This is a genomic window from Rhodopseudomonas sp. RCAM05734, from assembly GCF_052658035.1.
In genome coordinates this window covers 3,519,591-3,546,228 of record NZ_CP199742.1, presented here as the reverse complement: position 1 = coordinate 3,546,228, position 26,638 = coordinate 3,519,591, and the positions used below count along the sequence as shown (strand labels likewise).

Sequence of the window (26,638 nt, the reverse complement as noted above, 5' to 3'; positions counted from 1 at the left end):
CTCTCCCCGCAAGTGCGGGGCGAGGGAAGAAACTACCCCACCACAGGCAACGTCACGATGTCGTAGCCCGATGCAACCTTGCGCTTCAGCACCGGGTCTTCCATTTCATAATCGAAGCGCGTGGCGGGGCGGATGCCGCCCTTGGCCGCAAACGTGCCGCCGAACATGGCGGTGCCCTCGGGCAGCGTGTCACGGTTGAAGCCACGCCGGATCAGTTCGGCCACCGGCAGCATGCCGCTCAATGTGCCTTCCTGGTACAGCACGCGGACGCCGTCGATTGTGGCGAAGGAGCGCAGGATGATCTGGTCCCAGTGGCCTTCGACCTCGGCGAGATCCCACACCGTGGCGGCAACCGGCTTGTCGCACATCTGCTTGGACACGGTGATGTTGTAGGTCTCCACCTTGCGGTCGGTATGGTCGGAGCCGACGCCGACATAGGTCTTGCCGTCGCCGCCAAACAGACAGAACTCGACCTCGCCGGAGGAATCGCCGCCGGTGCATTCGATGGCGCCGTCGGTGGTGAAGCGGCGCGCGGAGCAGCGATAGTAGATCGGCGTGGAGGCCGGCGGCGCGATGCCGATGGCCGCGAGTTCGGCAATATGGTGATCGCGCGCCACGGGATCGCGGCCGGTCCAGCCAGCGATCACGCCCTGGGTGATGGACAGCGTCAGCGGCGATTGCGTGCCCCTGGCGTCCAGCGTGAACGCGATGGTGGTGGTCATAGGATGGTCCTTCGTGCAATTGGCTCGGATGGTCCGGGCCTCATGGTGAGGAGGCGCTTCTTCAGCGCCGTCTCGAACCATGAGGCAGTTCGTGGCTCATCCTTCGAGACGCGCGCGAAGGGCGCGCTCCTCAGGATGAGGTCTGCGTGTCCTACCCGCGGATGACGCCTTCAATGCCGGCGGCGAGTTCGAAGATGCGGCGATCGGAGCCGCCAGCACCGGCCAGCATCAGCCCGACCGGCACCTCGCCCTGGCGATGCGCCGGCAGCGAGATGGCGCAGCCGTCGATCATGTTGATCAGGGTGCAGTTGCGCAGCGACAGGATGTTGGCCTTGGCGAAGGCCTTGTCGTCGGCCATGTTCGCTATCGACGGCGGCGTGTTCGCCGTGGTCGGCAACACCAGCGCGTCATAGGGCGCGATGCGGGCCTCGGCACGCTCGATCATCGAGCGACGCGCGGCAAACAGATCGATGTAGTCGGCCGCACTCTGGCTTTCGCCGCGCATGATGCGCACCGACACGCGCGGATCGTATTCGCTGCCGCGGCTGGTCAGCAGGTAGCGATGCCAGGCATAGCTTTCCGCGGCAGCAAAGCCGCCCTTGGAACTGATCGGACCGATGTCGAGGAATTCCGGCACCGCGATGCGTTCGATGATCGCGCCGTGCTGCTCCAGCGTCGCCAGCGCGCGCTCGAAGGTCTTTGCGACGGCCTCGTCGAGATCGTCGAGCGCAATGGTGGTCGGCACCGCGAGCCGCATGCCCCTGATCGGGCGCGGCACCAGCGGCGTGAAGCTCTCATCGGCGAGCACGGCGTCCATCGCCGCGCAGCACGCCACGGTGCGCGCCAGCGGGCCGATGCTGTCCAGCGATGACGACAGCGGCACGGCGCCGTCGAGCGGCACGCGGCGCTGGGTCGGCTTATAACCGACAATGCCGTTATAGGCCGCCGGAATCCGGCACGAGCCGCCGGTATCGGTGCCCAGCGCGCCATGGGCCATGCCGTCGAGTACGGACACCGCGGCGCCCGCCGACGAGCCGCCGGGCACATGGCCAACGTCGCGCTGCCACGCGCCCTTCGGGGTGCCGTAATGCGGATTGATGCCAATGCCGGAATAGGCGAATTCGGTCATGTTGGTGCGGCCGATCACCACGAAGCCGGCGCGGCGCAGCCGCGCCACCGCGGGGGCATCTGCCTCGGCGGGTGCAGAGTCCTCCAGCACGCGGGAGCCGGCGGTGGTCACCTGGCCCCTGATGTCGAACAGGTCCTTGATGGAGACGGGGATGCCGGCAAAAGGCGACGGCGCCGCTCTGACCTTGCGCAGGGCATCCATGGCATCGGCGGCGGCCAGCGCTGCCGCCTTGTCAACATGGATGAACACCCGCTCGCCCTCGCCCTTGGGATCGGCGATGGCAGCCAGACAGGCCTCGACCAGTTGTCGCGAGGTGGTACGTCCGGAGTCGAGATCGGCCGCCAGGCCGGCGAGAGTGGGCTGGTCTGTCATGCGTCGGATATCCCGTTTCAGACCGTGGCGAATGACCGCTCACGGCGCGGTAGAGGTATCGCCCAAGTCGCCGTCGATTTCCAGATCGAGCAGCGCGGAGCTGAGCGATTTGCCATGCGCGTCCAGCGCCAGCGAGCGCGTCACGCCGCCGCCCAGCGCCTGGTCCATGACGAAATTCAGCGCGGCGATGCCGGGCAATTCGTAGCGCACCACATCGCCGGCAACGATGCCGGCGAAATGCGCCCGCACGCGCGCGCTGGTGACCTGCGCCAGCAACAGCGGGTAGTGCTTCGCGTCATAGGCGATCACCGAGATATTCGAGATATTGCCCTTGTCCCCGGTGCGGGAATGGGCGAGTTCGCGCAGCTTCATCTCAGCTCTCCACGAAACGGATCGACGGCGTCGCCTGCTCGCGCGGCAGCAGCACCGAGGCGACTGCCACCACCTCCCGCGCCGATTTGGTGGCACCGCCGCCGCCAGCCGGGCCGTTGGTGTACAGCGTCTCCACCTCGTTGCCGATGCGAACTGCCTCGCGCATGGTTTCGGTGCGCCCGGTGACGCGGACGCGGACCTCGTAGGGTTCGGCCCGGCCGGCGCTGAGCGCCTCGCCGTGCAGTGAATCGATGCCGATCAGATCGAAGCGCAGCTCGCTGCTGGCGACGCCCGTCAGCTTCAGGCGCTCGCGCACGATCTCCAGCGCCAGCCTGCCGCGCGCCACGGCGCCGGGGCCGGCATAGGAGATCTGGCCCTCGCCGATGAAGCCGTCGACATAGCCGACCGAGACCTTCAGCGTATCGGTGCGCGCCGTGCCACGACCGCCGCCAATGCGGACGCGGTCGGGGCCGATCTGCTCGACGCTGACGCCGGAGAAATCCGCCACCACGTCGGGCTGGATATAGCGTTGGGGATCGTGCACCTCGTAGAGCGGCTGCTCCTTGCAGGTCGCCGCAGTCACGGCGCCGCCGGAGCCGGCCACCTTGGTGATGACAAGCGAGCCATCCTCGCCGACCTCGCCGATGGGAAAGCCAAGACGCGCCAGACCCGGTACATCCTTGAAGCCGGGGTCCGCAAAATAGCCGCCGGTGACCTGGCCGGCGCATTCCAGCAGATGGCCGGCGACGGTGCCCTGCCCCAGCAGATTCCAGTCGTCCAGCGCCCAGCCGAAAGCGTGGATCATCGGTGCCATGAACAGCGCAGGATCGGAGGCGCGGCCGGTAATCACCACATCGGCGCCGGCGCTCAGCGCCTCCACCATCGGCGCGGCACCGAGATAGGCGTTAGCGGACAGGACGCGGTTGCCGAGCTGCCGCATCGTGCCGTCGATTTCCAGCAACGGCAGCGCGCTGTCCTTGCAGGCCTCCAGCACGTCGTCGCCGACGACGGCGGCGATCTTCAGCGACAGGCCGAGCGCGCGCGCAATCTCCGCGGTACGGCGCGCTGCCGCCTCGGGGTTCGCCGCGCCCATGTTGGTGACGACCTTGATGCCCTTGGCGGCGCAGATCGGCAGCACTGCGCGCATCCGCTCCTCGAGCAGCGGATCGAACCCGCCGTCGGGATTCTTCATCCGCGCCTGCTGCGCCAGCGCCACCGTGCGCTCGCCCAGGCATTCGAACACCAGATAGTCGATGTCGCCCTTTTCGGCGAGTTCGACAGCGGGCTCGATGCGATCGCCCGAATAGCCGGCGCCCGATCCGATTCTTATGCTGCGCAAGATCGCCCCGGCATGTCGGCTCCCTCAAATTTCTGCATGTATTTTACGCGAACCTACCCCGGCAGGTTGCGACGGCACAAGCCTCGCCACGCGACCAGCAGATGCGGCCATGCGTCCACCGCGCTGGACCGTTGCCCCCGGAATGTGGAATGTCCATCAAGACACAACAGGACCCCCGCGGTCCGATCCCAGGGAGAGAACGAAAGCCATGGCCGAACCGGCACGCGCACGCCCCAAACCGACCCCGGAAACCCAGCACTACTGGGATGGCGCCAAAGCCGGCGAGCTGCGGCTGCAGCGCTGCGACGCCTGCGCCAACGTGTATTTTCCGCCGCGCCCGTTCTGCCCGTCCTGCGCCTCGCGCAAGGTCAGCGTGTTCAAGGCGTCCGGCAAGGGCACGCTGTATTCCTACGTGATCAACCACCGGCCGGCCGCCCCTGGCTTTACGCCGCCTTACGCCATCGCTGTGGTCGAACTGGAGGAAGGCCCGCGGCTGATGAGCAACATCATCGACTGCCCACAGACCCCGGAGGCTCTGGAACTCGACATGAAGCTCGAAGTCGCGTTCGAGACGCTCGACGACCAGATCACCCTCCCCGTATTCCGTCCGGCGAAAGGCTGACACCATGCGCAGAAACGCAGTCGCCGTGGTCGGCGCCGCCGAGACCACCGAGCTCGGCGTCATCCCAAACATGTCACAGATCCAGTTGCACGCCGATGCGGCACTGAATGCGATCGCCGATGCCGGCCTGAAACTGTCGGATATCGACGGCATCGCCACCGCGGTGGAGACGCCGCAGCAGATCGCGCACTACCTCGGCATCACGCCGACTTGGGTCGACGGCACCTCGGTGGGCGGCTGCTCCTTCATGCTGCATGTCCGCCACGCCGCCGCGGCGATCGAGGCCGGGCTGTGCAAGACCGTGCTGATTACGCACGCCGAGTCAGGCAAGTCGATGATCGGCAAGCAGCCGCGCTCGACGCCGGCGGACAGCCTGAATGGCCAGTTCGAGGCGCCCTATGGCGTCTACGGGCCGCCCAGCATGTTTCCGATCCCGGTGCTGCGCTACATGAAGACCCACGGCATCACCCACGAGCAGATCGCCTCGGTGGCGGTGGTGCAGCGCGAATGGGCGGCGAAGAATCCGCGCGCCACCATGAAGGCGCCGATCACGGTCGAGGACGTGCTGAACTCGAAGATGATCGCCTACCCGTTCCGCATCCTGCAATGCTGCCTGGTCACCGACGGCGGCGGCGCGCTGATCCTGACCTCGGCGGAGCGGGCAAAGGATTTCCCGAACAAGCCGGTCTATATCCTCGGCACCGGTGAGAGCGTGGAAACGCCGATGGTCAGCCAGATGAAGACGTTCGACAGTTCGGCGGCATTCCGTGTCGCGGGGCCGACCGCGTTCCGCGAAGCCGGCATCGCGCATGAGGATGTCGACCACCTGATGATCTACGACGCCTTTGCGCATCTGCCATTGTATGGCCTCGGCGATCTCGGCTTCATGCCGCATGAAGAGACAGGCAAGTTCATCGCCGACGGCAATACAAGGCCAGGCGGCAAGCTGCCGCTCAACACCAATGGCGGCGGGCTGAGCTACATGCATTCCGGCATGTACGGCATGTACGCGCTGCAGGAGAGCGTGCGACAGATGCGCGGCATTGCGCCGGCACAGGTGCCGGGCGCGAAGATCTCCGTCTGCCACGGCGTCGGCGGCATGTTCGCGGCGTCGGGCACGGTGATTTTTACGAACGAGAAGTAACTGTCGTTCCGGGGCGCGAACGCCGCCAGGCGGTCGCGAACCCGGAACCTCGATATGTTCATCGTCTCATTCCAAGATTCCGGGTTCGCTCGCAGCTTGCGCTGCTCGCGCCCCGGAATGACAACCAAGGGAAACAGAAGAATGGCCACTACAAAATCACTCGACGGAAAAGTCATCGTCGTCACCGGCGCCGGGCGCGGCATCGGGCGGGGCATTGCGCTTCTGTGCGCCGCCGAAGGCGCCAAGGTCGTGGTCAACGATCCCGGCGTCGGCACCGACGGATCGGGCGGCGCCAGCGTCGCACCGGCCGAGGAAGTGGTCGAGGAAATCCGCAAGGCCGGCGGCACTGCCGTCGCCAACTTCGAATCCGTCGCCGAGGCGATCCCCGCCAGCAAGATCATCCAGCAGGCGGTGGACACCTATGGCCGCATCGACGGCGTCGTGAACAACGCCGGCATCCTGCGCGACGCGATCTTCCACAAGATGTCCATCGACGCCTTCGAGATGGTCATCAAGGTGCACCTGATGGGCTCGTTCTACACCTCGCATGCCGCCGCGCGTTTCTTCCGCGAGCAGAACTCCGGCTCGTTCGTGCACTTCACCTCGACCTCCGGCCTGATCGGCAACTTCGGCCAGGCCAACTATTCGGCGGCCAAGCTCGGCATCGTCGGCCTGTCGAAGTCGATCGCGCTCGACATGCAGCGCTTCGGCGTCAATTCGAACTGCGTGTCGCCGTTCGCCTGGAGCCGCATGATCGGCTCGATCCCGACCGAGACCGAAGCCGAGAAGGCCCGCGTCGAGCGCATGCAGCGCATGGGTCCGGAAAAGATCGCGCCGCTGGTGGCGTTCCTGCTCTCCGATGCCGCCAAGGACGTCACCGGGCAGATCTTCGCTGCGCGCATGAACGAGATCTTCCTGATGGGCCAGTCGCGCCCGCTGCGTTCGATCCATCGCAGCGAGGGCTGGACTCCGCAGAGCCTCGCCGAGCACGGCATGCCCGCGCTGAAATCGTCGTTCTACAAGCTGGACCGCTCGGCGGATATTTTCAGCTGGGATCCGGTGTAACGCACAACCGAGGTTCGATTCCCGGACGCGGTGCAGCGCAGGCGATGCGAAGCGTCGCCGACGACGCTGCTCCGCAGATCCGGGACCGTTCCAAGCGCCGTCGCCCCTAGGAAGGCCCCGGCTCTGCGAAGCAACACTTCGTGTTGCATCGCGTCCGGGGCACGTGCCTCCACCGACTTGTGCATCGCGCTCGCCGCACGGCAGCATCGAATTCGCTGGCCTCCCTGTCACACCGGTATTCTAATAGCTGCATAGGCTGGGGGAAAATATAACCGGGAGGACGATCATGCAGACTCAGTCTGAGACGCGCGATGCCGTGCCAAATCACCTCGACCGCCGAACCCTGTTGCGTGGCGCTGCGACCCTTGCCGCAACTTCGCTGATCGCCACCGACGCATCGGCGCGCAATTTCGGCCGCGGCGCCGAGCCGCAGCGTTACCCCGATCCCGATATCGTCGTCATCGACGCAAAACGTTTCAAGGCCAAGGTCGGCAACACCGCGATCCAGCGGCTTTATACGGGCTGCCTGTGGGCGGAAGGACCGGCGTGGAATGCGCAGGGCCAGTATCTGGTGTGGAGCGACATTCCGAACAACCGGCAACTGCGCTATCTCGACGACGACGGCCATATCTCGCCGCAGTTCCGCAAGCCGTCCAACGAGAGCAATGGCAATTCCTTCGACACCGAAGGCCGGCAGATCACCGCCGAGCGCACGCGGCTGGTGCGCTTCGAGCACAACGGCAGCGTCACCACGCTGGCCGAGAAAGCTGGCGACAAGCCCTTGAACGGCCCCAACGACATGGTCGTGCATCCCAACGACAAGTCGATCTGGTTCACCGATCCCGGCTATGGAGCGATCAGCATCTATGAAGGCCAGTTGGCCAATACCGGTTCGGTCTCGCCCTATCAGAAGGAGGCGGTGTATCGCATCGACGGCCAGTCCGGCCAGGTTACCAAGGTGGCCGACGAGCCGTTCAAGCCCAACGGCCTCGCATTCAGCCCCGACTACAAGAAGCTCTATGTCTGCGACACCGGCATCACACACTACCCGAATGCGAAAAACGTGGTGTGGCAGTACGACGTCGACGGCGGCAAGCTCAGCAATGCCAAGCAGTTGGTCGACATGACCTTGGATGGCAAGTCGGGCTTTCCCGATGGCCTGCGCGTCGATACCGAGGGCAATCTCTGGGTCGGCGCCGGCTGGGTCGGCGAAGGCTATGACGGCGTGCACATCTTCGCGCCGGACGGCGCCCGCATCGGCCAGATCAAGCTGCCGGAAATCTGCGCCAACGTCTGCTTCGGCGGCAAGAAGCGCAACCGGCTGTTCATGACCGCGAGCCAGTCATTGTATGCGGTCTATGTGGAGACGCAGGGCGCGCATTTCTGTTGAGGCGATGTTCGCCACATCCAAAACTGTCGTCGCCCGGCCGGGCGATGACACCGCGTTTGGTGAGCGGCCGTTCCAATTCCACCGCGACATCACCCGCTATTCCGCAATCCCGCCGAAATGCCGTTGATGGTCAGTTGAATCCCGCGCAGCACCTGCTCGTCCGGATCGTGCGCGCGATGGGCCTTCAGCAGCTCCACCTGCACATGGTTGAGCGGATCGAGATACGGAAAACGGTTGCGGATCGAGCGTTCGAGCAGCGGGTTGTCTTGCAGCAGGCGATCGTGGCCCATGATGTCGAGCAATGTCTCGATGGAGGTGTGCCACTCCTGGCGGATACGGCCGAAGATCTTTTCGCGCAAGGCGACGTCGGGCACCAGTTCGGCATAGCGCGAGGCGATGGCGATGGAGCTCTTGGCCAGCACCATATCCATGTTCGATGCCAGCGTGCGGAAGAACGGCCATTCGCGGTGCATCTCCTGCAGGAACGCCATGCCCTTGTCGGGATGGGCGATGAGCCACGCCTCCACCGCGCTGCCGAAACCGTACCAGCCCGGCAGCATCAGCCGGCATTGCGCCCAGGAGAACACCCACGGGATGGCGCGGAGATCCTCGATGGCCCGCGTCTTCTTGCGTGAGGCTGGACGGCTGCCGATGTTGAGCGTCGAGATCTCGGTGATGACGGTCGACTCCCAGAAGTAGTCGACGAAGCCGTCGGTCTCGTAGACCAGTCCGCGATAGGCCTTGAAGGCCAGCGCGGAAAGCTCTTCCATCGCCTCGAGATATTCGGCGCGCGGGGCGCTGTGACGTGGCGCCAGCAGGCTGGCTTCCAGCGTGGCCGCCGCGAGAATTTCCAGATTGTTACGGCCGACCTCGGCGTTGGAATATTTCGACGAGATGATCTCGCCCTGCTCGGTGATACGGATCTGTCCGTCCACAGCGCCGCCGGGCTGCGCCAGGATGGCGTCGTAGCTCGGGCCGCCGCCGCGGCCGACCGAGCCGCCGCGGCCGTGAAACAGCCGCAGCCGGATAGTGTGGCGCTCGAACACCTCGATCAGCCCGATCTCGGCCTTGTAGAGCTCCCAGCCCGAGGTGACGAAGCCGCCGTCCTTGTTGCTGTCGGAGTAGCCGAGCATGACCTCCTGCACGGCGCCGCGGCTGTCGACCAGGCGGCGATAGTCGTGCAGCGAAAACAGCCGGTCCATGATCGCGGCGGAGGCCTGCAGGTCCTCGATGGTCTCGAACAGCGGCACGATGTTGATGCCGCTGCGGCCGGAGCAATCCACGAGGCCGACCTCCTTGAGCAGCACCGCCACCTCCAGCATGTCGGAGACGCCCTTGCACATGGAGATGATGCATTGGGGAATCACGCTTTCGCCGTAGCGCGCATGCGACGCGGCGGCTTCGCGGAACAGCGCCAGTTCGCCCAGCGTCTCGTCGCTATACTTGACGAAGGGCGACGCCAGCGGCCGGGTGTTGCGCAGTTCGCCGGTCAAAAGCGCGATGCGCGCGTCCTCGCCGAGCGCCAGATAGGAGGTGCCGGGCATGGCGGCGTCGATCAGCTCGGCGATGGTGCGCTCGTGCACCGCTGAGTTCTGCCGGATGTCCAGGCTCGCAAGATGAAAGCCGAAGCAATCCACCGCGCGGCGCAACGCGCGCAGCCGGCCGCGTGCGATCACCCTGGAATTGTTTGATATCAGCGAGCGCTGCAGCACGTCGAGATCGGCCTTGAATTCTCCCGCGCTGGCATAGGCCTCGGCGGCACCGACCGGATGGCGGCTGGCTTCGACGCCGAGCGCATGCGCCGTCGTCGCCAGCCGCGCATAGATCCCGGAGACCGCCAGGCGATAGGGTTCGCCGACGCGATGCGGCGAACGATCCGGGGAACGCTCGGCGAGCGCGCGCAACTCGTCGGAAATATCGGCAAGATGGGCCGCGAGCGACAGTTCGGAGCCCAGCACATGCAACTCGTCGAGATAGAAGTTCAGGGCGCGGGCGCTCTGCAGCGCCAGCGTGCCGCGCATGACATCGGCGGTGACGAAAGGGTTGCCGTCACGGTCGCCGCCGATCCAGCTTCCCATGTGCAGGAACGAGGCCCAGCTCACCGTCCGCCTCGCTAGCGTCCGCGGGCAGATCTGCATCCAGCCGGTCCTGCAGCGCATTGTGCAGGCGCGGCACCTCGCGCAGGAAGGTGTAGTCGTAAAATGACAGGCCGTTGGTGACCTCGTCGAGCACGGTCAGCTTGGTCCGGCGCAGCAGGTTGGTCTGCCACAGCGTCAACACCGCCCGACGTAGCTGCTCCTCCAGCAGGTCGTCCTCCTCGAGAGTAAGCTGCATCCGCTCACGCTTGTCGAGCAGTGCGGCGATCTCCATTTCGCGGTCGATGGTGCTCTTGCGCCTGACCTCGGTGGGATGCGCGGTCAGCACCGGGCTGATCAGCGCCTGGCCGAAGAACCGCCGCAGCGCCGCAGCATCAATGCCCGCCGCGTGGGCGCGGCCGATCGCGCCGGCCAGCGTCCCCGCCGATGCCGCGCCGTCATGGGCGCGCTGCGCCCGCATGCGCCGGATGTTGTTCTGGTCCTCGGCGATGTTGGCGAGATGCGAAAAATAGCTGAAGGCGCGCACGATGCGCACGGTCTCGGGGGTCGACATAGCATCGAGAATGGTTTCCAGTTCGCGCCGCGCCGGCAGATCCTCGTCGCGGTGGAAGCGGATCGAGGTGGTGCGGATGCGTTCGACCAGATCGAACACCGCCTCCCCCTCCTGGTCGCGAACGGTGTCGCCGAGAATGCGGCCGAGCAACCGGATATCGTCGCGCAGCCTTGCATCGGCTTCGAGGGCGGCGACGTCCTCACTGCGGTTGGCAAGGACATCCTGGTCGAGTGGCATGGTTCTGGACACGCGCATGCTCCAACGGTTGCCGGCCGCTTTGGTCGCAAGTTTTTTGCGGCGGTGCAAGAGCGGTGGTGCAGAATCAGATGCAAGCTACGGGCCGATCGCTGGCCGCCACTGTCATTCGCGTCCGCGCTCGCCGTTCACCGCGCTATATTGGCAACCGTCCTCTGGCCGACGGCCCGTGGTAGCGCGCGGCCGCTTCACGGAACGATGGCGCAGGCGGGCGCTAAATCATTGCGGTGCAACGACGATCTGGCGTAAGCAGGAGTTGGAGGTGCGCTTGTTGAAGCAGGGACTGAGCCTATCGACGCGACTGACGATCGCAATCGTCGCGCTGGTGCTTGCCACGGCCGGAACGGTCGGCTTTCTGAGCTACCGCAACATTGCCGCTATCGCGGTTCCCCGCGCATTGGTGCGCCTGGATGCCAACGCCCGCGCCCTCGCCGTCGATCTGTCCAATCTCGTTGCAAATGCCCGTGCCGACCTCAAGGGGTTTCGCCACATCATCGGCCTCGACGAGGTGATCGCCCTCAGTCGCGATCCCGCAGCCGGGCAGACCGGCCTCTCTCTCGCCCAATGGCGTGGCCGCATCGCGCAACGACTTGCTGCCGAACTCGACGCCAAGCAGCAATACCTGGCGTTCCGCATCATCGGACTCGCCGATGGCGGGCGCGAACTGGTGCGGGCGCAACGACCGACTGCGGGTGGCGCGGCCCGTATCGTCCCGGACGCCGAACTGGAGCAAAAGGCGGATCGACCTTATTTCGCGCGGACCATGGCGGCACGCGACGGCGAGGTCGTGGTATCGGCGGTCGAGCTGAACCAGGAAAACGACACGATCGAAATACCCCGTGCGCCCGTAGTCAGGGTGTCAACGCCGATTTTCGGACCTGACGGTGCGCGGTTCGGCATGCTCATCATCAACGTCGATATGCGGTCTGCTTTCAAGCGGCTCGACGAAGAGACCAGCCTGGATGCCGCCACCTATGTCGTGAACGAGCGCGGCGACTATCTGTCCCATCCCGACAACAGCCGCGAATTCGGTTTCGCGTTCGGCAAATCCTATCGGATCCAGGACGACTATCCCGGGCTGGCGCGCGCAGTCGCGACCGGCGAACAACAGCCGGATCTCTTCGAGAGCCGCGAGGGAAAGCGCTTCGGGGTGGCATTCGTGTCGGTCCGCCTCGCCGACGGTCCGCGCGTCTCGGTAGCTGAAGCGATTCCGGAGGACAAGATTGTCGGCGCGGCGCTCACCGCGCTACGCGACTCCAGCCTGATCGGCGGGGCGATCGCCGTCCTCGGCGCCGTACTGCTGGCGGTGGCATTCGCACGCAGCCTGGTCCGGCCCCTGAGCCAGATGACCACCGCGGTGGCGGGGTTCTCGCAGGGTGCACCACTTCTGGTTCCGCTGGAGGCCAAAGGCGAGATCGGGATACTCGCACGCGCATTCGAGAAAATGGCGCGCGAGGTCCGCGAGCGGACCTCAGCCATGCAACACGACAGGGAAGTGTTCGAAAGCATCATGGCGACCATGGCCGAGGCCGTTCTGCTCGTCGATATGGACGGGACGGTGGTCTACGAGAACACTGCGGCAACCGCCATTCTCACATCGCCCATCCCCGGCGAACGCCCGTCCTGGACCGCCGCCTTCGAGGCATTCTATCCCGACGGGATGACACCGCTTCCGCCGGAGCAATGGCCAAGCCGACGCAGCCTGCGCGGCGAAACCGTCGATGGATTCGAGGTCTGCTTTCGCCCGCACGGCGTCGACAAGCTCAAACATCTGTTATGTGGCGCGCGTCCCATTCGCAATGCCGCCGGCAAACAGACCGGCTCGGTGGTCGTGTTCCGCGACGTCACCGAAGCCAAGGAGACCGAGCGACAACTGCACCAGTCGCAGAAGCTCGATGCGATCGGCCAACTGACCGGCGGCATCGCGCATGATTTCAACAATATGCTCACGGTGATCACCGGATCATCGGAAATCCTGCTGGAAGAATTGACCGACAGGCCGACCCTGCTGACGATCGCCGGCATGATCGTGGAGGCCGCCGACCGCGGCGCTGAGCTGACCAAGCATCTGCTTGCCTTCGCGCGCAAGCAGCCGCTGCAGCCACGCAATATCGACGTCAACACGATGGTCCTCGATACCGTGAAACTGCTGCGGCCGTCGCTCGGCGAGCAGATCGAGATTGAAACGACGCTGGAGCAGGACGCCCAGCCGGCTCTTATCGATCCGTCGCAGCTCTCCGCCGCCCTGCTCAATCTTGCGGTCAACGCACGCGACGCGATGCCGAACGGCGGCAAGCTGCTGCTCGAGACCGGCAATGTCGTGCTCGACGACTCCTATGCCCAGAATAACGTTGAGGTGGTCCCCGGCCCCTACGTCATGATCGCCGTCAGCGATACCGGCGTCGGCATTCCGGCCAGCCTGCGCGACAAGGTGTTCGAGCCGTTTTTCACCACCAAGGAGGTCGGCCGCGGAACCGGGCTGGGCCTGAGCATGGTGTATGGTTTCGTCAAGCAATCCAATGGACACATCAAGATCTACAGCGAGGAGGGCTACGGCACCACCATCAAGCTATACCTGCCCTGTGCCAGTACGGAGTCGCAGGCGGCCGAAATCGCCGCGCCCATCGAAGGCGGCAGCGAGACCATCCTGGTGGTGGAGGACGATCCGCTGGTCAGCGGCTTCGTCGTCACGCAACTGCACAGCCTTGGCTACAGAACGCTGATGGCGTCCAGCGGCACCGCGGCGCTTGCGCAGGTCGATGGCGGCGCCGCTTTCGATCTGCTGTTCACCGACGTGATCATGCCGGGCGGCATGAACGGCCGCCAGCTCGCCGATGCCGTGACGCAGCGCCGGCCGCACATGAAGGTTCTCTACACATCCGGCTATACCGAGAACGCCATCGTGCATCACGGCCGTCTCGATGCCGACGTGCTGCTGTTGCCGAAGCCCTATCGCAAGTCCGAACTGGCGCGCATGGTGCGGCTTGCGCTGACGCCCGCTCCCGCCGCTGCATCAGGCGAAGCCGCGAACGCGCGTGGCCAGGCCGGTTAGCCCGCCCTGTCTCACACCTTGGGCTTGAACGCGGCGAGAATACGATCGGCCTCCATGCGCCAGTCAGTGCTGCGCGCGAATTCCGGCGTGCCTCTTGTGCCGAACAGACCGTCGTCGGCGAGGTCGGCGACCCAGCCCTGGCGCTCGGCGGTGCCCTCGGCGGACCACGGCGTCAAACCGATCTCGCGTACCGTCTCGGCCACCTCGCGGACTTCCTCGCTGCGGCGACGACCGTGCTCGATCACCCGCTGGAAGAAATAGGCACCCTGCTTTTCCCAGTCGATGCTCGGAAACGTCTCGGTGAGCGATGCGAGCAGCGCATCCTCGACGCCGTAGGCGCGCGCCGTGGTGAAGCTCTCGATCACCATGGCCTCCATGCCCTTGATCATGATGCTGCGGCACATCTTGGTGGCCGAGGCGATGCCGAGCCGGTCGCTGGAGACCTTGGCGTCGAAGCCGATCTCATTCAGCAATGGCGCCAGTTCGCGCGCGGCGGGGCCGCCGAGCAGCAGCGGCACCCTGAGGCGATAGGGCGGCACCGAGGTCATCACCGCGCCCTCGACATAGCGTCCGCCGCCGCCGTCGATCAGCGCCGCCGCGCGCTGCTTGGCGCCGGGCGAGGCGGAGTTGAAGTCGAGGAACCAGGCCTGCGGCTGCAGGCCCGGCACGCAGGCTTGCGCCGCCGGCACGGTCTGGCTCGCCGTCACCGCGGAGATGATGAAGTCCGCGTTTGCCGCGAGATCGGCGTGCGACGATGCAAGCACAACGCCATGCATCGCCGCGTGGTCCTGCAAGGCGGCGGCCTGCGAGCCGCCGAGCTTGGTGTCGTAGGCGCTGACGCGCAGGTCCTGCTTGCGCAGGTCCTCGGCAAGAATGCGCCCGACTTCGCCATAGCCGACGACGCCGATGCGCCACTGGTTCGAGGCGTTGGACATGACGCTTACTGCACCTTGATGTTGGCCTGCTTCAGGATCGGTCCCCACTTGTCGGCTTCGGCATGCATGAAGGCGTCGAATTCCTTGGGCGAACTGTCGGCCGGCGTGGCGCCGATCTTCTTCAGCGCTTCCAGCACAGCCGGATCCTTCAAGGCCGTCGCGATGTCGGCGTGAATCCTGGCCACCAGTTCCGGCGGCATGTTGGCGGGTCCGAGAAAGCCCCACCACACCGCGGTGTCGTAACCGGCCACGCCGGACTCCGCCACAGTGGGCACGTTGGGCAGCATCGGAGACCGCGTCGCGGTGGTCACCGCAATGGCGCGAACTGCGCCGCCGTCAAGCTGCCCCATGATCTCCGGCAAGGGATTGATGCTGATGGGAATGTCGCCGGCCATCACCGCGGTCAGCGCCGGCGCACCGCCCTTGTAGGGGATCGAGACGATCTTGACGCCGGCCATGTAGTTCAGCAATTCGCCGGCCAGATGCGCCGAGGTGCCGTTGCCGGACATGCCGTAGGACAGCGCGTCCGGTTTTGCTTTCGCCTGCGCCAGCAATTCCCCGAGGTTCTTGGCCGGGTTGTCCTTGGCCACCACGATGGCCAAGGGCGAATAGGCGACTTCGCTGATCGCGGTAAAATCCTTGAAGGTGTCGTAGGGCAGTTTCGGATAGAAGAACTGGTTCAGCGGATGACCTGACGCGACCAGGATGAGCGTGTAGCCATCGGGCTTGGCCTGGGCCAGTGCCTGCGAGGCGATGGTGCCGCCGGCGCCGGGCCGGTTCTCGATCACGGGCTGCTGGCCCCAGGTCTTCGACAGCGACTGGCCGACCGTGCGCGCCAGCACATCGACGGCGCCCCCGGCCGCATAGGGCACGAAGATCGTCACCGGCTTGGCCGGCCAGTTGTCGGCCGCCAGCGCGAGCTGGCTGCCATGTCCAAACAGGCCAAGCGCGAGCGCACAGCCGATGAATATTTTGCGGGTCAACATGTCTTGGTCCTCAGTACCTGATGGCGCATTGCGCCACTTCTAGAGCATTTTCGGATTGAAACCACCCACCGTCCTCATGGTGAGGAATCCTTGTAGTGAACGCGGATCAATTAAAACCAATTCAAAATAAAAATGCTCTAGCCTGACAGATCCGCGGCGTCTGCCCCCTAGATGGTCCGCCCGGCCCGCGCCCAATAGGGATCGCGCAGGCGGCGCTTGAAGATCTTGCCGGAATCCTCGCGGGGCAGGTTCGACTGGATCTCCATCTGGCGGGGCACCTTGTAGTCCGCCAGTTGCCGCCTGAGGTCGCTGCGCACCGAAGCGAGGTCGAGTACGACGCCCGGCTGCGGCTCGATCACCGCCATCAGCGCCTCGCCGAATTCCTCGTCGGGAATGCCGAACACGGCGCAGTCGTGCACGCCGGGCAGAGCATGCAAGGCCGCTTCGATTTCGGCGGGATAGATATTGACGCCGCCGGAGATCACCATGTCGCGCTTGCGGTCGCAGATGAAGACGTAGCCGTCTTCGTCGATGTAACCGACGTCGCCCGAGGTGATGAAACCCTCGCGGTCGATCTCGGCGCGCTTCTCAGGCTTGTTGTGATAGGTGAAATCCGGATTGCCTGGGATCCGCGAATAGATTTCGCCGATCTCGCCTTGCGGCAGGATCTGCCCGTCATCGCCGAGGAACCGCAATTCGGCGCCGGGGGCGATCTTGCCCACAGTGCCCGGCTTCTTCAACGCATCTTCGGAATTGGCGAAGGTGACCGCGCCGGATTCGGTGGAGCCGTAGAATTCGAAGATCACCGGTCCCCACCAGTCGATCATCGCCTTCTTAACGTCGGGCGGGCACGGCGCCGCGGCATGGATGACATGGCGCAGCGACGACACATCGTATCTGGCACGCACGTCCGCCGGCAGTTTCATCAGCCGAATGAACATGGTCGGCACCATGAAGATGGTATCGATCTTTTCATCCTGCACGATGCGCAGGAACTCCTCCGGCTCGAAGCGCGGCATCATCACCAGCCCGCCGCCGAGACGGCCGGCGCGCAAAGCAAAAGCATTGGGTGCGGAATGATATAGTGGCCCGGGCAACAGGGCCCGCGCGCCTTCCTTGAGGCCATAGACCCGCGCCCGCATCTGATCCGCCGACGCAGCCTGCGCCGGCGTCGGGGCAAAGCGACGCACGCCCTTAGGATGCCCGGTGGTACCCGACGTATAGATCATGTTGTGGGGTTGCGGCACGACGGGGCCGTCATAGGGCGCCTGCTCCGCCAGCCACGCTTCCAGATCGATGGCGCCGGCCGGCGTTGCGACATGCGCCGGATCGATCTTGTAGTTCGCCAGGATCTCCGGCGGCGGCGGCACGCTGAGGGTTACGGTGCCGGCCGGAATGGAATCGCGCAGCCGATGCAGCATGTCGGCATGGGCGATCAGGATGTTCGATCCGGAATCGGCGATCACATAGGTGATCTCCTCCGGCTTGAAGTGCCAGTTCACCGGCACGCCATAGGCGCCCAGCCGGGCCACCGCATAGGCGGCTTCGATGAACGCAATGTCGTTGCGCATCAGGATGCTGACGCTGTCGCCCTGCTTGACACCGAGACGCTGCAACCCGCCGGCCATGCGGCCGGCGCGCTCGGTGACGTCGGCGAAGCTGCGGCGGCGCTCGCCGCTGATGATGCCGTGGAATAAGGACGCCATGATGCGTTCAGTCCACGAACCGCGGCGCGCGCTTTTCCATATTGGCGCGCACCGCCTCAAGCTGGTTCGGCTGGCCCATCAGCTTCATCTGCTCGACGGATTCGGCGAGCAAGGCCGGGCCTGGATCGACCGACAGCTTGTTGAGCATGCGCTTGGCGGCGCGGATCGCGTCCGGGCTTTTGTTGGCGATCTCCCGCGCCAGCGACAGCGCCTCGGCGCGCGGGTCGTCGCAGATCCGGGTGGCGAGGCCGTAGCTCAGCGCCTCCTGCGCCGAGAAGATGCGACCGGTGTAAGTGAGCTCGCGCAAAATATCGTCGCGGACCAGGGAGGCCAGGATCGGCGTCCCCGCCATGTCCGGCACCAGCCCCCATTTGATTTCCATGATCGACATGCGCGCGTCCGGCGTCAGGAAACGCATGTCGGCACCGAGCGCGAGCTGAAAACCGCCGCCGAAGGCGACGCCCTGGATCGCGGCGATCACCGGCACCGGCAACTGCCGCCAGCCCCACACGGCCTGCTGGGAATGATTGGCGAGGCCATGGGTGCGCGCCGCAAGGTCGCGCTTCTGGCCGCCGCCGAGCCCTTCACCGCCGCTGTCGTTCATGGCGGCAAATCGTCCCATGTCGAGCCCGGCGCAGAACGCCCGTCCCTCGCCGGACAGCACCACCGCGCGGAGCCCCTTTTCACGGCTCAGGCGATCCGACGTGGCCACCAGCGCCTCGAACATCGCCGCATCCAGCGCATTCATCTTGTCGGCGCGAACCAGCCTGACATCGGCGACACCGTCCGTGACGGACACCGAGACGCGATCTTGCACATCCTGCACTGGGCGTTTCCTCCCCAAACTTGTTTTTGTTTTGCGCTTTACAGGAAAGCGCCCACCGGTTTTAGTCAATCAACTAATTAACCCGGCAACATTCTCTTAGAACAGGACCATCCGATGTTCAATCCGCAGCTTCTCGCAGGTCGAAACATACTGGTGACCGGCGGCGGCACCGGCCTCGGCAAATCGATGGCGTCCAAATTCCTGTCGCTCGGCGCCGAGGTGCACATCTGCGGCCGCCGCAAGGGAGTCTGCGACGAGACCGCCACCGAACTGATGGCCGAGTTCGGCGGCAAGGTGACCAGCCACGGCGTCGACATCCGCGATTGCGCGGCGGTGGATGCCATGATCGAGGACATTTTCACCGATCGCCCGCTCACCGACCTCATCAACAACGCCGCCGGCAACTTCATCTCCCGCACCGAGGACCTGTCGCCGCGCGGCTTCGATGCGGTGGCCAACACCGTGATGCACGGGACGTTCTACGTCACGCATGCGGTCGGTAAACGCTGGATTGCCGCCAAGTTGCCCGGCAACGTGGTGTCGATCACCGTGACCTGGGTGCGCAACGGCAGTCCCTATGTGGTGCCCTCATCCATGAGCAAGTCGGCGATCCACGCCATGACCATGTCGCTGGCCACCGAATGGGGCCGCTATGGCATCCGGCTCAATACAATTGCGCCTGGCGAAATTCCCACCGAGGGCATGAGCAAGCGCATCAAGCCCGGCGACGAGGCCGGCGCCCGTACCAAGGCGATGAATCCCATGGGACGCGTCGGCACCATGGAAGAGTTGCAGAACACCGCGGTGTTCCTCATCTCCGGCGGCTGCGACTGGATCAATGGCGAGACCATTGCCATGGACGGCGGCCAGGCGCTCGCCATGGGCGGCAATTTCTATCAGTTGCGCAGCCGGTCGGACGAAGACTGGACCCAGGCCCGCGACGCCATCAAGTCGCAGAATGAAAAGGACAAGGTGGCGCGGGGGTAGAGTTCTAATTCGCGAGTTTGAATCCAGCGCTGCGCTTCAACGTGAGTAGATCGCAGTCCCGGGGCCGGATTCTGCTCAATGGAAGCGTGTCCCGGACGCAGCGCAATGCGCCTCCGCCAGGAGGCGTGGTGCGCTGCAGAGCCGGGACCGCCCAAAACTCCGGCGCCCGGGACGGTCCCGGATCTGCAGAGCGGCACTTCGCGCCGCACCGCGTCCGGGACAAGATTGAGCCGCTTCAGTCTTGATGGATCAGACTCTAGATCTTCACGCGGTAGGTCTCGTGGCAGCCGCCGCATTCCTTGCCGATGCCGCCGACATTGGCCTTCAGCGAGTCGAGATCCTTGATCTTGGCCTTGGCCTCGGTGACCACCTTGGCGAAGCTGGCGATCTTGGCGTCGAAGCCGGCCTTGTCTTCCCAGATCTTCGGCGAGGCGCTGTAGTCGCCCTCAGGCTTCAGGCCCTTGGTGCTTTCCGGAAACAGGGTCGGCAGCTTCTTGGCAGTGTCGTCGAGCTGGGCCAGCGCCGCGTCGACCGCGGCCTGATCGTAGGGCTTCTCGCCCTTGGCCATGGCGCTGAGCACGCCGCCGAGATTCTTGCCATTGGCCTTCATGATGTTCTGGGCTTCCTTCACGACGTCCTGCTGCGCCGCCACAGCACCCACGCCAAGCATCAAGGCTCCCACGACAACCACAGTGCGTATCATTGGCTCATTCCCTGTTTCGTTGACTGATCAGCGCGACGAGATACGTCACTGACCCTACGAACGCGACGCCTGTCACGCCCGAACCCATAACCCCGCTGCTGCAGGTCTATTCCAGCGGCTGCCACATTACAGCCGGTGCAGCCGCTCGTGTTCGCGGATCGCCATCCACACCCGCTCCGGCGTGGCGGGCATGTCGATGTGCTCGATCCTATATTCGCGATGCAGGCCCTCGATGATGGCATTGACAACCGCCGGGCAGGAGCCGATCGCGCCCGCCTCGCCCGCGCCCTTCACCCCCATCGGATTGGTGGTGCAGGGGATGTTATGGGTCTCGAACGTGATCGGCGCACCATCGGCGGCGCGCGGCAGCGCGTAATCCATGAAGGTACCGGTCACCAGCCGGCCGTCCTTCGGATCGTACACCGCCTGCTCCATCAAGGCCTGGCCGATGCCCTGCATGGTGCCGCCATGGACCTGGCCGGCCAGCAGCAGCGGATTGAGCGTCACGCCGAAGTCGTCGACGATGACATAGTTGACGATCTCGATCCTGCCGGTGGCGGGATCGATCTCGACTTCCACCAGATGGGTCCCGTTCGGGAAGGTGCCGTCGGCGCTGCTGAAGGTCTCCGACGCGTTGAGTTTTGCCGGATCCGCCTTCTTCGCCAGATCGGCGAGGGATACCGAGCGGTCGGTGCCGGCGACGCGGGCCGCGCCATCGCTGATCTCGATATCGCCAATGCTGGTTTCCAGCGCGTCGGCGGCCAGTTCCTTCAGATACTCTCCGAGCTTGCGGGTGGCGCGCTGCACACTGACGCCGCCGGAGGGGATCGAGGCGGAGCCGCCGGTGCCGAGGCCGGTGGCCACCTTCTCGGTGTCGCCCTGGACGATGTGGACGCGCTCCGGCGCCACCCCGAACTGTTCGGCGACGATCTGCGCATAAGCGGTGTGGTGGCCCTGCCCGGTCGACTGGGTGCCGATCAGGATGGTGATGTCGCCGTCAGCGCCCAGCGCCACATTGGCGGTCTCCTCGCCCATGGTGCCGCAGACCTCGACATAGGTCGCCAGACCGATGCCGCGCACCAGGCCGAGCTTCTTCGCAGCCTTGGCGCGCTTCGGAAACTCCTTCCACTCGCCGACCTCCATCGCCCGCTTCATGTGGGCGGCGAAGTCGCCAGAATCGTAAATCTTCCCCGTCGCGGTGGTGTAGGGCATTGCCTTCGGCGGCACGAAATTCTTGCGGCGGATGGCATCCGGCGTCATGCCGAGCTTGCGCGCGCAAGCGTCGACCAGACGCTCCACCACATAGGCGGCCTCGGGCCGGCCGGCGCCGCGATAGGCGTCCACCGGCACGGTGTTGGTGAACACGGTGCGCACCCGGCAATGGAACGCCTTGATGTCGTAGAGACCGGGCAGCATGCCGGCGCCGCCATGGGGGATGTAAGGGCCGAAGGTCGAGAGATAGGCGCCCATGTCGGCCATCAGGTCGACATCCATGGCGAGGAACTTGCCGTCTTCCGCCAGCGCCATGCGGGCGTGGGTGACGTTGTCGCGGCCCTGCGCATCGCCGACGAAATGATCGGCGCGGTCGGCCGCCCACTTGACGTTCTTGCGCAGCTTTTTCGCGGCCACCGCCACCAGCGCATATTCGCGGTACGGGAACAGCCGTGTGCCGAAGCCACCACCGACATCCGGGCAGATCACCCGCATCTTGTCCTTGGATATCTTCAGCACGTTGTCGCAGAGGATATCGCGCAGCCGGTGGCTGCCCTGGCTGCCGATGGTCAGGGTCATGTGATCGCGCTTGGCGTCGTATTCGCAGATCGCCGCGCGGGTCTCCATGTAGTTGATGATGACGCGCGGATTGACGATCTGCACTTCGGCAACCGTGTGCGCCTTGGCGAACACCGCGTCGACGGCCTTCTTGTCGCCGATCGGCACGTCGAACAGCACGTTGCCGGCGTGTTTCGCCCAGACCTGCGGCGCGTCCTTCTTGACGGCATTGACGAGGCCTATGACGGCGGGCATCGGCGTCCAGTTGACCTCAATGGCCTCGACCGCATCGCGGGCCTGATCGATGGTCTCGGCCACCACGAAGGCCACGGCGTCGCCGACATGGCGCACTTCCTTGTCGGCGAGGATCGGATAGTCCGGCCCGGTGAACGGCGTGTCCGGCAGATTGAACAGGCACGGCAGACCGCCGAGATCCTTGACGTCCGCAGCCGTCAGGATGGTGGCAACGCCCGGCAGGGTGCGCGCGCGGCCGGCATCGAGGGTGAAGGTGGCATGGGCGTGCGGCGAACGCAGTACCAGCGCATGCAGCGTGGCCGGCGCATGGTCGTCGGTATAGCGGCCCTTGCCGCGGATCAGCGCATCGTCTTCCTTGCGCAGCACGCTTTGACCGACGCCGAATTTGATGGGAGCCATGGTGTTTCCGTCTGCAGTTTAGATTTGCTCCATATTGCAGCGGATCGGCGGGAAGCGCAAACGGCCTAGCTGCGCACCAGCGACACCAGCCAGCGGCGGCCGAACAGCAGCAAAATCAAGGCCGCATAGACCGCGGCGCCGACCACGATCAGCACCGCCAGCGCCGATCTCGTCGCGCAAGGCGCTCAGTTGCGCGAACTGCGCCGCAGCAAACCGCGCTGTCAGCCAAAGCGCCGCCGCCAGCACCAGGCCGGTGACGAGGAATTTTGCCAGCGAGCGCAGGAAGGCACGATCGAATTCCAGATACCCGAACCGCACGGCGAAACCGATCACCAGCAGCAGATTGATCCAGGCGCCAATGGCCGTGGCCAGCGCCAGGCCGACCTGCGCCAATGCCCCCACCAGCAGGATCTTCAGCACCACATTGACGGCGATGCCGGTCAATGCGGCCTTGACCGGCGTCGCAGTGTCCTTGCGCGCATAGAACGTGGCGACGGCGCTGCGGATCAGCACGAACGGCACCAGCGCGATCGCATAGGCGGCCAGCGTCGCGCCGGCGGCGGCGGCGTCGGCCTTGGTGAAGGCGCCGCGTGCGAACATCGCGCGCATGATCACGTCGGACACGCTGAGGAAGGCGGCGACGAACGGCACGGAAAACAGCAGCGTGAATTCGAAGGCGCGGCGCTGCGACGCCATGGCGCCGGCATGGTCGCCCGAGGTGATCCGCCGCGACATTTCCGGCAGCAGCACGGTGCCGATGGCGATGCCAATGACGCCGATCGGCAGCCGGTTGAGGCGGTCGGCATAATACAGTGCCGACAGCGCGCCGGCCGGAAGAAACGTGGCAATGATGGTGTCGGCGAACAGCGCCACCTGGGTGCCCATAGAGCCCAGCGTCGCCGGCCCGAGCGCGCGGAAGAAGGCGCGGACGTCCTCATCGAGCCGGAGCGGCGCAAAGCGCGGCAGCCCGCCATGCGTGGCCAGATCGCCCGCCAGCAGGAAATATTGCAGGAAGCCGGAGATCAGCACGCCCCATGCCGCGGCGTGGCCGGCGCTGGGGAAGAACGCCGCCAAAGCCAGCGTGGCCATCATCGAAATGTTGAGAAAGATCGACGCCGCCGCAGCAGAGGCGAAGCGCTGCATCACATTGAGGATGCCGCCGTACAGCGTCACCAAAGTGATCAGCAGCAGGTAGGGAAAGGTGATGCGCGTCAGCTCGATAGCCAGCCGGCGCTGCTCGGCGTCATCGGTGAAACCGGGCGCCAGGATGCTCATGGCCTGCGGCATGAACAGCCAGGCCGCCACCAGCAGCACCACCTGCGAGGCGAACAGCAGCGTGAAGATGCGATCGGCGAACAATCGCGCCGAGGTTTCGCCATGCTCGCCGTGGACATGGGCATAGGCCGGCACGAAGGCGGCGTTGAAGGCGCCTTCTGCGAAGATGGCGCGGAAATGATTGGGCAGCCGCAGCGCCACGAAGAAGGCGTCGGCGACGGGCCCCGCGCCAAGGATGGCGGCGAGCATGATGTCGCGCGCGAATCCGGTGATCCGCGACAACAGCGTGTATCCGCCGACGGTGAAAATACGTCTCAGCATCAGCCGCTTCTACAGCATGAGCTCTGGGCTGTCGTCACCCGGCTTGACCGGGTGACCCAGTAAACGACATTGCCGGCGATACTCTCGGGCGATGCCGGATACTGGACCGCCCGCTTTCGCGGGCGATGACACTTGTGGGTGACAGTTGTGATTGTGACAGCTTACGCCAACGCGTCGCGGATGGCTTGGATGACGCGGTCCTGGGTCGGTTCGTCGAGATAGGCGTGCACCGGCAGGCTGATGACGTCGGCGGACATGGCTTCGCACACCGGCAGCCCGCCATCGGCGACGGGATAGTTTGCGTAGGCGGTCTGCATGTGCACGGACTTGCCGTAGTAGACAGCGGTCGGCACGCCTTGCGCCTTCAGCGCCGCGGCGAAAGCGTCGCGGTCGGTGCCTTTGGGCAGGCGGATGGTGTAGCAGGCCCAGATCGAGGTGTTGCCTTCGGCGACCCGCGGCACGGTGACGACGTTGCCAAGGCTGCGCGCATAGCGCTCCGCCACCTTGTTGCGCGCGGCGATCTCGTCGTCAAAGATCTTCAGCTTCTCGAGCAGCACCGCGGCCTGGATGGTATCGAGCCGGCCGGTGAGTCCGAGGCGGACATTGTCGTATTTGTCGGAGCCCTGGCCGTGGACGCGGATGCTGCGCAGGTCGGCGGCCAGCCGATCGTCATCGGTGAAGATGGCGCCGCCGTCGCCGTAGCAGCCGAGCGGCTTTGCCGGGAAGAAGCTGGTGGCGGTGGCCAGCGCCGCGGTGCCGAGCCGCTTGCCCCGGATGGTGGCGCCGAACGCCTGCGCGGCGTCGTCGAGCACGAACATGCCTTCGGCCTCGGCGATGGCGCCGATGGCGTCATGGTCGGCGGGCTGGCCAAACAGGTCGACCGGGATCACCGCCTTGAGCGTCAGGCCAAGCTTCTTCGCGGTGCCGATCGCGCGCTTCAGCGATTCGGTATCCATGTTGAACGTGGTCGCATCGACGTCGACGAACACCGGCGTGGCGCCGGTCAGCGCCACGGCCTCGCCGGTGGCGCAGAAGGTGAAGGACGGACAGAACACCGCGTCGCCGGGGCCGACCTTCTTGGCCATCAGCACCATCAACAGCGCGTCGGTGCCGCTGGCGCAGCCGATCACATGCTTGGCGCCGCAATAGGCCGCCAGCGCGGCCTCAAGCTCGGCCACTTCCGGCCCGCCGATGAACTGGCAGTGGGTCAGCACGCGGCCGACCGCATCGTCGATCGACTGGCCGAGGCGGCGACGCTGCGCGCCGATGTCGACGAACGGAACGGGATCAATGCGGGTGTGCTGGTTCATTGGGCTCTCGGACTTGGTCATGGCGGTGTGGTCGCGCGGCGGGCGGCGTCAGCCGACCACGCGGCGCGGTACGGCGCGAGCCGCTGTAGCGGCCGGCTTCTTCGGCGCGTCCAGGCACTGGATCGCGATCTCCAGCGAGGCGACGCCCTCCTCGCCGGTCACGGCCGGCACGCCGCCGCTGCGTACGGCGGAAAGGAACGCCATCAGTTCGGCGCGCAGCGGCTCGTCCTGGCCAACCGGCAGGTGGCGCATGGAATAGCTGCCGTCTGTCTTGAAGCCGAAGCATTCGGTGACCTGGCGGGTCAGGAGATCGCCCATCACATATTTGCCGCGGGTCGCCACCGTGACGGTGCGCGCCTTGAACGGCGTCAGCCAATTGGTGTTGATATGCGCGAGCACGCCGGATTCGGTGCGGAACTGGAGCAGCGCAATGTCCTCGCGCTCGGCGACAGCGCTGGCCGGCCGCGACTGCACATCGACGATGTCTGATTCGGTGAACCAGCGGATCAGGTCGATGTCATGCACCGCGAGATCGATGACCACGCCGACATCGGACATGCGCGGCGGAAACGGGCCGACGCGGGTGATGGCGATGGACAGGATATCCTCGTCCTTGATGGCCTGCTTGACGGCGGCGACTGCCGGATTAAAGCGTTCGACATGGCCGACCATCAGGGTCACGCCGGCCTTGCGGGCTGCCTCGACGATCTCGCGACCCTCCTCCACGGTGGAGGCGATCGGCTTCTCCACCAGCACGTGGATGCCCTTGGCAATGCAGGCCAGCGCCACCTGGTGATGCAGATGGGTCGGTGCTGCAATGGTGACGGCATCGACGCCTGCCGCGATCAGGGATTCCAGGTCGGAAAACGTCGGGCAGCCGATCAGCTTGGTCGCACGGGTGCGGTGTTCCAGCATGGGATCGACGATGCCGATCAGCTCGATACCGGGCAGTCCGGCCAGCACACGCCCATGATTGCTGCCCATGACGCCGGCGCCGACGACGCCGACACGAAGCACGCGGCCCGCGTCCGCTGCAGATTCTCTCGAAACCATC

Annotated in this window: 18 protein-coding genes and 2 pseudogenes; 6 read left to right on the top strand and 14 right to left on the bottom strand. The window is 65.4% G+C overall.

All coding sequences use genetic code 11. The features are described from left to right. Positions 1 to 32: 32 nt before the first annotated feature. The 4 genes from ACUXVA_RS16745 to ACUXVA_RS16730 all read right to left on the bottom strand — a co-directional run bounded on the left by ACUXVA_RS16745 (position 33) and on the right by ACUXVA_RS16730 (position 3,934). Positions 33 to 722: a DUF2848 domain-containing protein gene (locus tag ACUXVA_RS16745; RefSeq protein ID WP_445487138.1), complete on the bottom strand. Its 690-nt coding sequence runs from the start codon at positions 720 to 722 to the stop codon at positions 33 to 35. A 151-nt stretch (positions 723 to 873) separates the two neighbouring features. Next, a complete protein-coding gene (locus tag ACUXVA_RS16740) occupies positions 874 to 2,223 on the bottom strand; it encodes an amidase (protein WP_445487136.1) in 1,350 nt (449 codons plus the stop codon). Between the two features lie 39 nt (positions 2,224 to 2,262). Beyond that, the gene (locus ACUXVA_RS16735) at positions 2,263 to 2,595 is read right to left on the bottom strand and encodes an AtuA-related protein (RefSeq protein WP_265079289.1); all 333 of its coding nucleotides are present in this window, start codon (positions 2,593 to 2,595) and stop codon (positions 2,263 to 2,265) included. A gap of 1 nt (position 2,596) precedes the next feature. After that, a complete protein-coding gene (locus ACUXVA_RS16730) occupies positions 2,597 to 3,934 on the bottom strand; it encodes an acyclic terpene utilization AtuA family protein (RefSeq protein ID WP_445487134.1) in 1,338 nt (445 codons plus the stop codon). A gap of 208 nt (positions 3,935 to 4,142) precedes the next feature. Here ACUXVA_RS16730 and ACUXVA_RS16725 point away from each other — a divergent pair, with 208 nt between their 5' ends. The 4 genes from ACUXVA_RS16725 (at position 4,143) to ACUXVA_RS16710 (ending at position 8,155) form a co-directional block, all read left to right on the top strand. Further along, positions 4,143 to 4,556, top strand: a complete 414-nt coding sequence (locus ACUXVA_RS16725; protein WP_265079291.1) for a Zn-ribbon domain-containing OB-fold protein — start codon at positions 4,143 to 4,145, stop codon at positions 4,554 to 4,556. A 4-nt stretch (positions 4,557 to 4,560) separates the two neighbouring features. After that, positions 4,561 to 5,700: a thiolase C-terminal domain-containing protein gene (locus ACUXVA_RS16720; protein WP_265079292.1), complete on the top strand. Its 1,140-nt coding sequence runs from the start codon at positions 4,561 to 4,563 to the stop codon at positions 5,698 to 5,700. A gap of 141 nt (positions 5,701 to 5,841) precedes the next feature. Further along, a complete protein-coding gene (locus ACUXVA_RS16715; RefSeq protein ID WP_265079293.1) occupies positions 5,842 to 6,765 on the top strand; it encodes an SDR family oxidoreductase in 924 nt (307 codons plus the stop codon). Positions 6,766 to 7,051: 286 nt separating this feature from the next. Further along, the gene (locus tag ACUXVA_RS16710; RefSeq protein WP_265079294.1) at positions 7,052 to 8,155 is read left to right on the top strand and encodes an SMP-30/gluconolactonase/LRE family protein; all 1,104 of its coding nucleotides are present in this window, start codon (positions 7,052 to 7,054) and stop codon (positions 8,153 to 8,155) included. A gap of 89 nt (positions 8,156 to 8,244) precedes the next feature. Here ACUXVA_RS16710 and ppc read toward each other — a convergent pair. Beyond that, positions 8,245 to 11,041, bottom strand: a pseudogene (ppc, locus tag ACUXVA_RS16705) (phosphoenolpyruvate carboxylase). A gap of 280 nt (positions 11,042 to 11,321) precedes the next feature. Between ppc and ACUXVA_RS16700 the strand changes: the two are divergent. Next, entirely contained in the window at positions 11,322 to 14,111 is a 2,790-nt protein-coding gene (locus ACUXVA_RS16700) for an ATP-binding protein (protein WP_265079295.1), read from the top strand. Positions 14,112 to 14,122: 11 nt separating this feature from the next. On the opposite strand, the gene ACUXVA_RS16695 is transcribed toward ACUXVA_RS16700, so the two are convergent. The 4 genes from ACUXVA_RS16695 to ACUXVA_RS16680 form a co-directional block, all read right to left on the bottom strand. Next, the gene (locus tag ACUXVA_RS16695) at positions 14,123 to 15,046 is read right to left on the bottom strand and encodes a DUF1932 domain-containing protein (RefSeq protein WP_265079296.1); all 924 of its coding nucleotides are present in this window, start codon (positions 15,044 to 15,046) and stop codon (positions 14,123 to 14,125) included. Between the two features lie 5 nt (positions 15,047 to 15,051). Then, the gene (locus ACUXVA_RS16690) at positions 15,052 to 16,032 is read right to left on the bottom strand and encodes a tripartite tricarboxylate transporter substrate binding protein (protein ID WP_265079297.1); all 981 of its coding nucleotides are present in this window, start codon (positions 16,030 to 16,032) and stop codon (positions 15,052 to 15,054) included. A 167-nt stretch (positions 16,033 to 16,199) separates the two neighbouring features. Next, complete coding sequence (locus tag ACUXVA_RS16685) at positions 16,200 to 17,738, bottom strand: acyl-CoA synthetase (RefSeq protein WP_445487129.1); 1,539 nt, start codon at positions 17,736 to 17,738, stop codon at positions 16,200 to 16,202. Between the two features lie 7 nt (positions 17,739 to 17,745). Continuing rightward, positions 17,746 to 18,555 carry a crotonase/enoyl-CoA hydratase family protein gene (locus tag ACUXVA_RS16680; RefSeq protein ID WP_445493307.1) on the bottom strand — a complete coding sequence of 270 codons (810 nt, stop codon included), beginning with the start codon at positions 18,553 to 18,555 and terminating at the stop codon, positions 17,746 to 17,748. A gap of 123 nt (positions 18,556 to 18,678) precedes the next feature. Between ACUXVA_RS16680 and ACUXVA_RS16675 the strand changes: the two genes are divergently transcribed. Continuing rightward, complete coding sequence (locus ACUXVA_RS16675) at positions 18,679 to 19,551, top strand: SDR family oxidoreductase (protein WP_445487127.1); 873 nt, start codon at positions 18,679 to 18,681, stop codon at positions 19,549 to 19,551. 256 nt (positions 19,552 to 19,807) lie between these two features. Here the strand turns inward: ACUXVA_RS16675 and ACUXVA_RS16670 are convergent, their stop codons facing one another. The 5 genes and pseudogenes from ACUXVA_RS16670 to ACUXVA_RS16650 form a co-directional block, all read right to left on the bottom strand. Continuing rightward, positions 19,808 to 20,254, bottom strand: coding sequence for a c-type cytochrome (locus ACUXVA_RS16670; RefSeq protein WP_265079299.1), 447 nt, complete (start codon positions 20,252 to 20,254; stop codon positions 19,808 to 19,810). Between the two features lie 126 nt (positions 20,255 to 20,380). Further along, positions 20,381 to 22,678, bottom strand: coding sequence for a xanthine dehydrogenase family protein molybdopterin-binding subunit (locus tag ACUXVA_RS16665; protein ID WP_445487124.1), 2,298 nt, complete (start codon positions 22,676 to 22,678; stop codon positions 20,381 to 20,383). Between the two features lie 65 nt (positions 22,679 to 22,743). Continuing rightward, positions 22,744 to 24,274 (bottom strand): annotated as a pseudogene (murJ, locus tag ACUXVA_RS16660) (murein biosynthesis integral membrane protein MurJ). A gap of 161 nt (positions 24,275 to 24,435) precedes the next feature. Beyond that, a complete protein-coding gene (locus ACUXVA_RS16655) occupies positions 24,436 to 25,584 on the bottom strand; it encodes a DegT/DnrJ/EryC1/StrS family aminotransferase (protein ID WP_445487122.1) in 1,149 nt (382 codons plus the stop codon). Positions 25,585 to 25,632: 48 nt separating this feature from the next. Next, positions 25,633 to 26,637 carry a Gfo/Idh/MocA family oxidoreductase gene (locus ACUXVA_RS16650; RefSeq protein ID WP_445487120.1) on the bottom strand — a complete coding sequence of 335 codons (1,005 nt, stop codon included), beginning with the start codon at positions 26,635 to 26,637 and terminating at the stop codon, positions 25,633 to 25,635. Between the last annotated feature and the right edge of the window lies 1 nt (position 26,638).

Excerpts from the sequence above, each read along its gene's own strand:
- ACUXVA_RS16675 (WP_445487127.1), top strand. The coding sequence starts at position 18,679 with ATGTTCAATCCGCAGCTTCTCGCAGGTCGAAACATACTGGTGACCGGC.
- ACUXVA_RS16685 (WP_445487129.1), bottom strand. The coding sequence starts at position 17,738 with ATGGCGTCCTTATTCCACGGCATCATCAGCGGCGAGCGCCGCCGCAGC.
- ACUXVA_RS16720 (WP_265079292.1), top strand. The coding sequence starts at position 4,561 with ATGCGCAGAAACGCAGTCGCCGTGGTCGGCGCCGCCGAGACCACCGAG.
- ACUXVA_RS16650 (WP_445487120.1), bottom strand. The coding sequence starts at position 26,637 with ATGGTTTCGAGAGAATCTGCAGCGGACGCGGGCCGCGTGCTTCGTGTC.
- ACUXVA_RS16725 (WP_265079291.1), top strand. The coding sequence starts at position 4,143 with ATGGCCGAACCGGCACGCGCACGCCCCAAACCGACCCCGGAAACCCAG.
- ACUXVA_RS16665 (WP_445487124.1), bottom strand. The coding sequence starts at position 22,678 with ATGGCTCCCATCAAATTCGGCGTCGGTCAAAGCGTGCTGCGCAAGGAA.
- ACUXVA_RS16745 (WP_445487138.1), bottom strand. The coding sequence starts at position 722 with ATGACCACCACCATCGCGTTCACGCTGGACGCCAGGGGCACGCAATCG.
- ACUXVA_RS16735 (WP_265079289.1), bottom strand. The coding sequence starts at position 2,595 with ATGAAGCTGCGCGAACTCGCCCATTCCCGCACCGGGGACAAGGGCAAT.
- ACUXVA_RS16715 (WP_265079293.1), top strand. The coding sequence starts at position 5,842 with ATGGCCACTACAAAATCACTCGACGGAAAAGTCATCGTCGTCACCGGC.
- ACUXVA_RS16670 (WP_265079299.1), bottom strand. The coding sequence starts at position 20,254 with ATGATACGCACTGTGGTTGTCGTGGGAGCCTTGATGCTTGGCGTGGGT.
- ACUXVA_RS16710 (WP_265079294.1), top strand. The coding sequence starts at position 7,052 with ATGCAGACTCAGTCTGAGACGCGCGATGCCGTGCCAAATCACCTCGAC.
- ACUXVA_RS16690 (WP_265079297.1), bottom strand. The coding sequence starts at position 16,032 with ATGTTGACCCGCAAAATATTCATCGGCTGTGCGCTCGCGCTTGGCCTG.
- ACUXVA_RS16740 (WP_445487136.1), bottom strand. The coding sequence starts at position 2,223 with ATGACAGACCAGCCCACTCTCGCCGGCCTGGCGGCCGATCTCGACTCC.
- ACUXVA_RS16695 (WP_265079296.1), bottom strand. The coding sequence starts at position 15,046 with ATGTCCAACGCCTCGAACCAGTGGCGCATCGGCGTCGTCGGCTATGGC.
- ACUXVA_RS16655 (WP_445487122.1), bottom strand. The coding sequence starts at position 25,584 with ATGAACCAGCACACCCGCATTGATCCCGTTCCGTTCGTCGACATCGGC.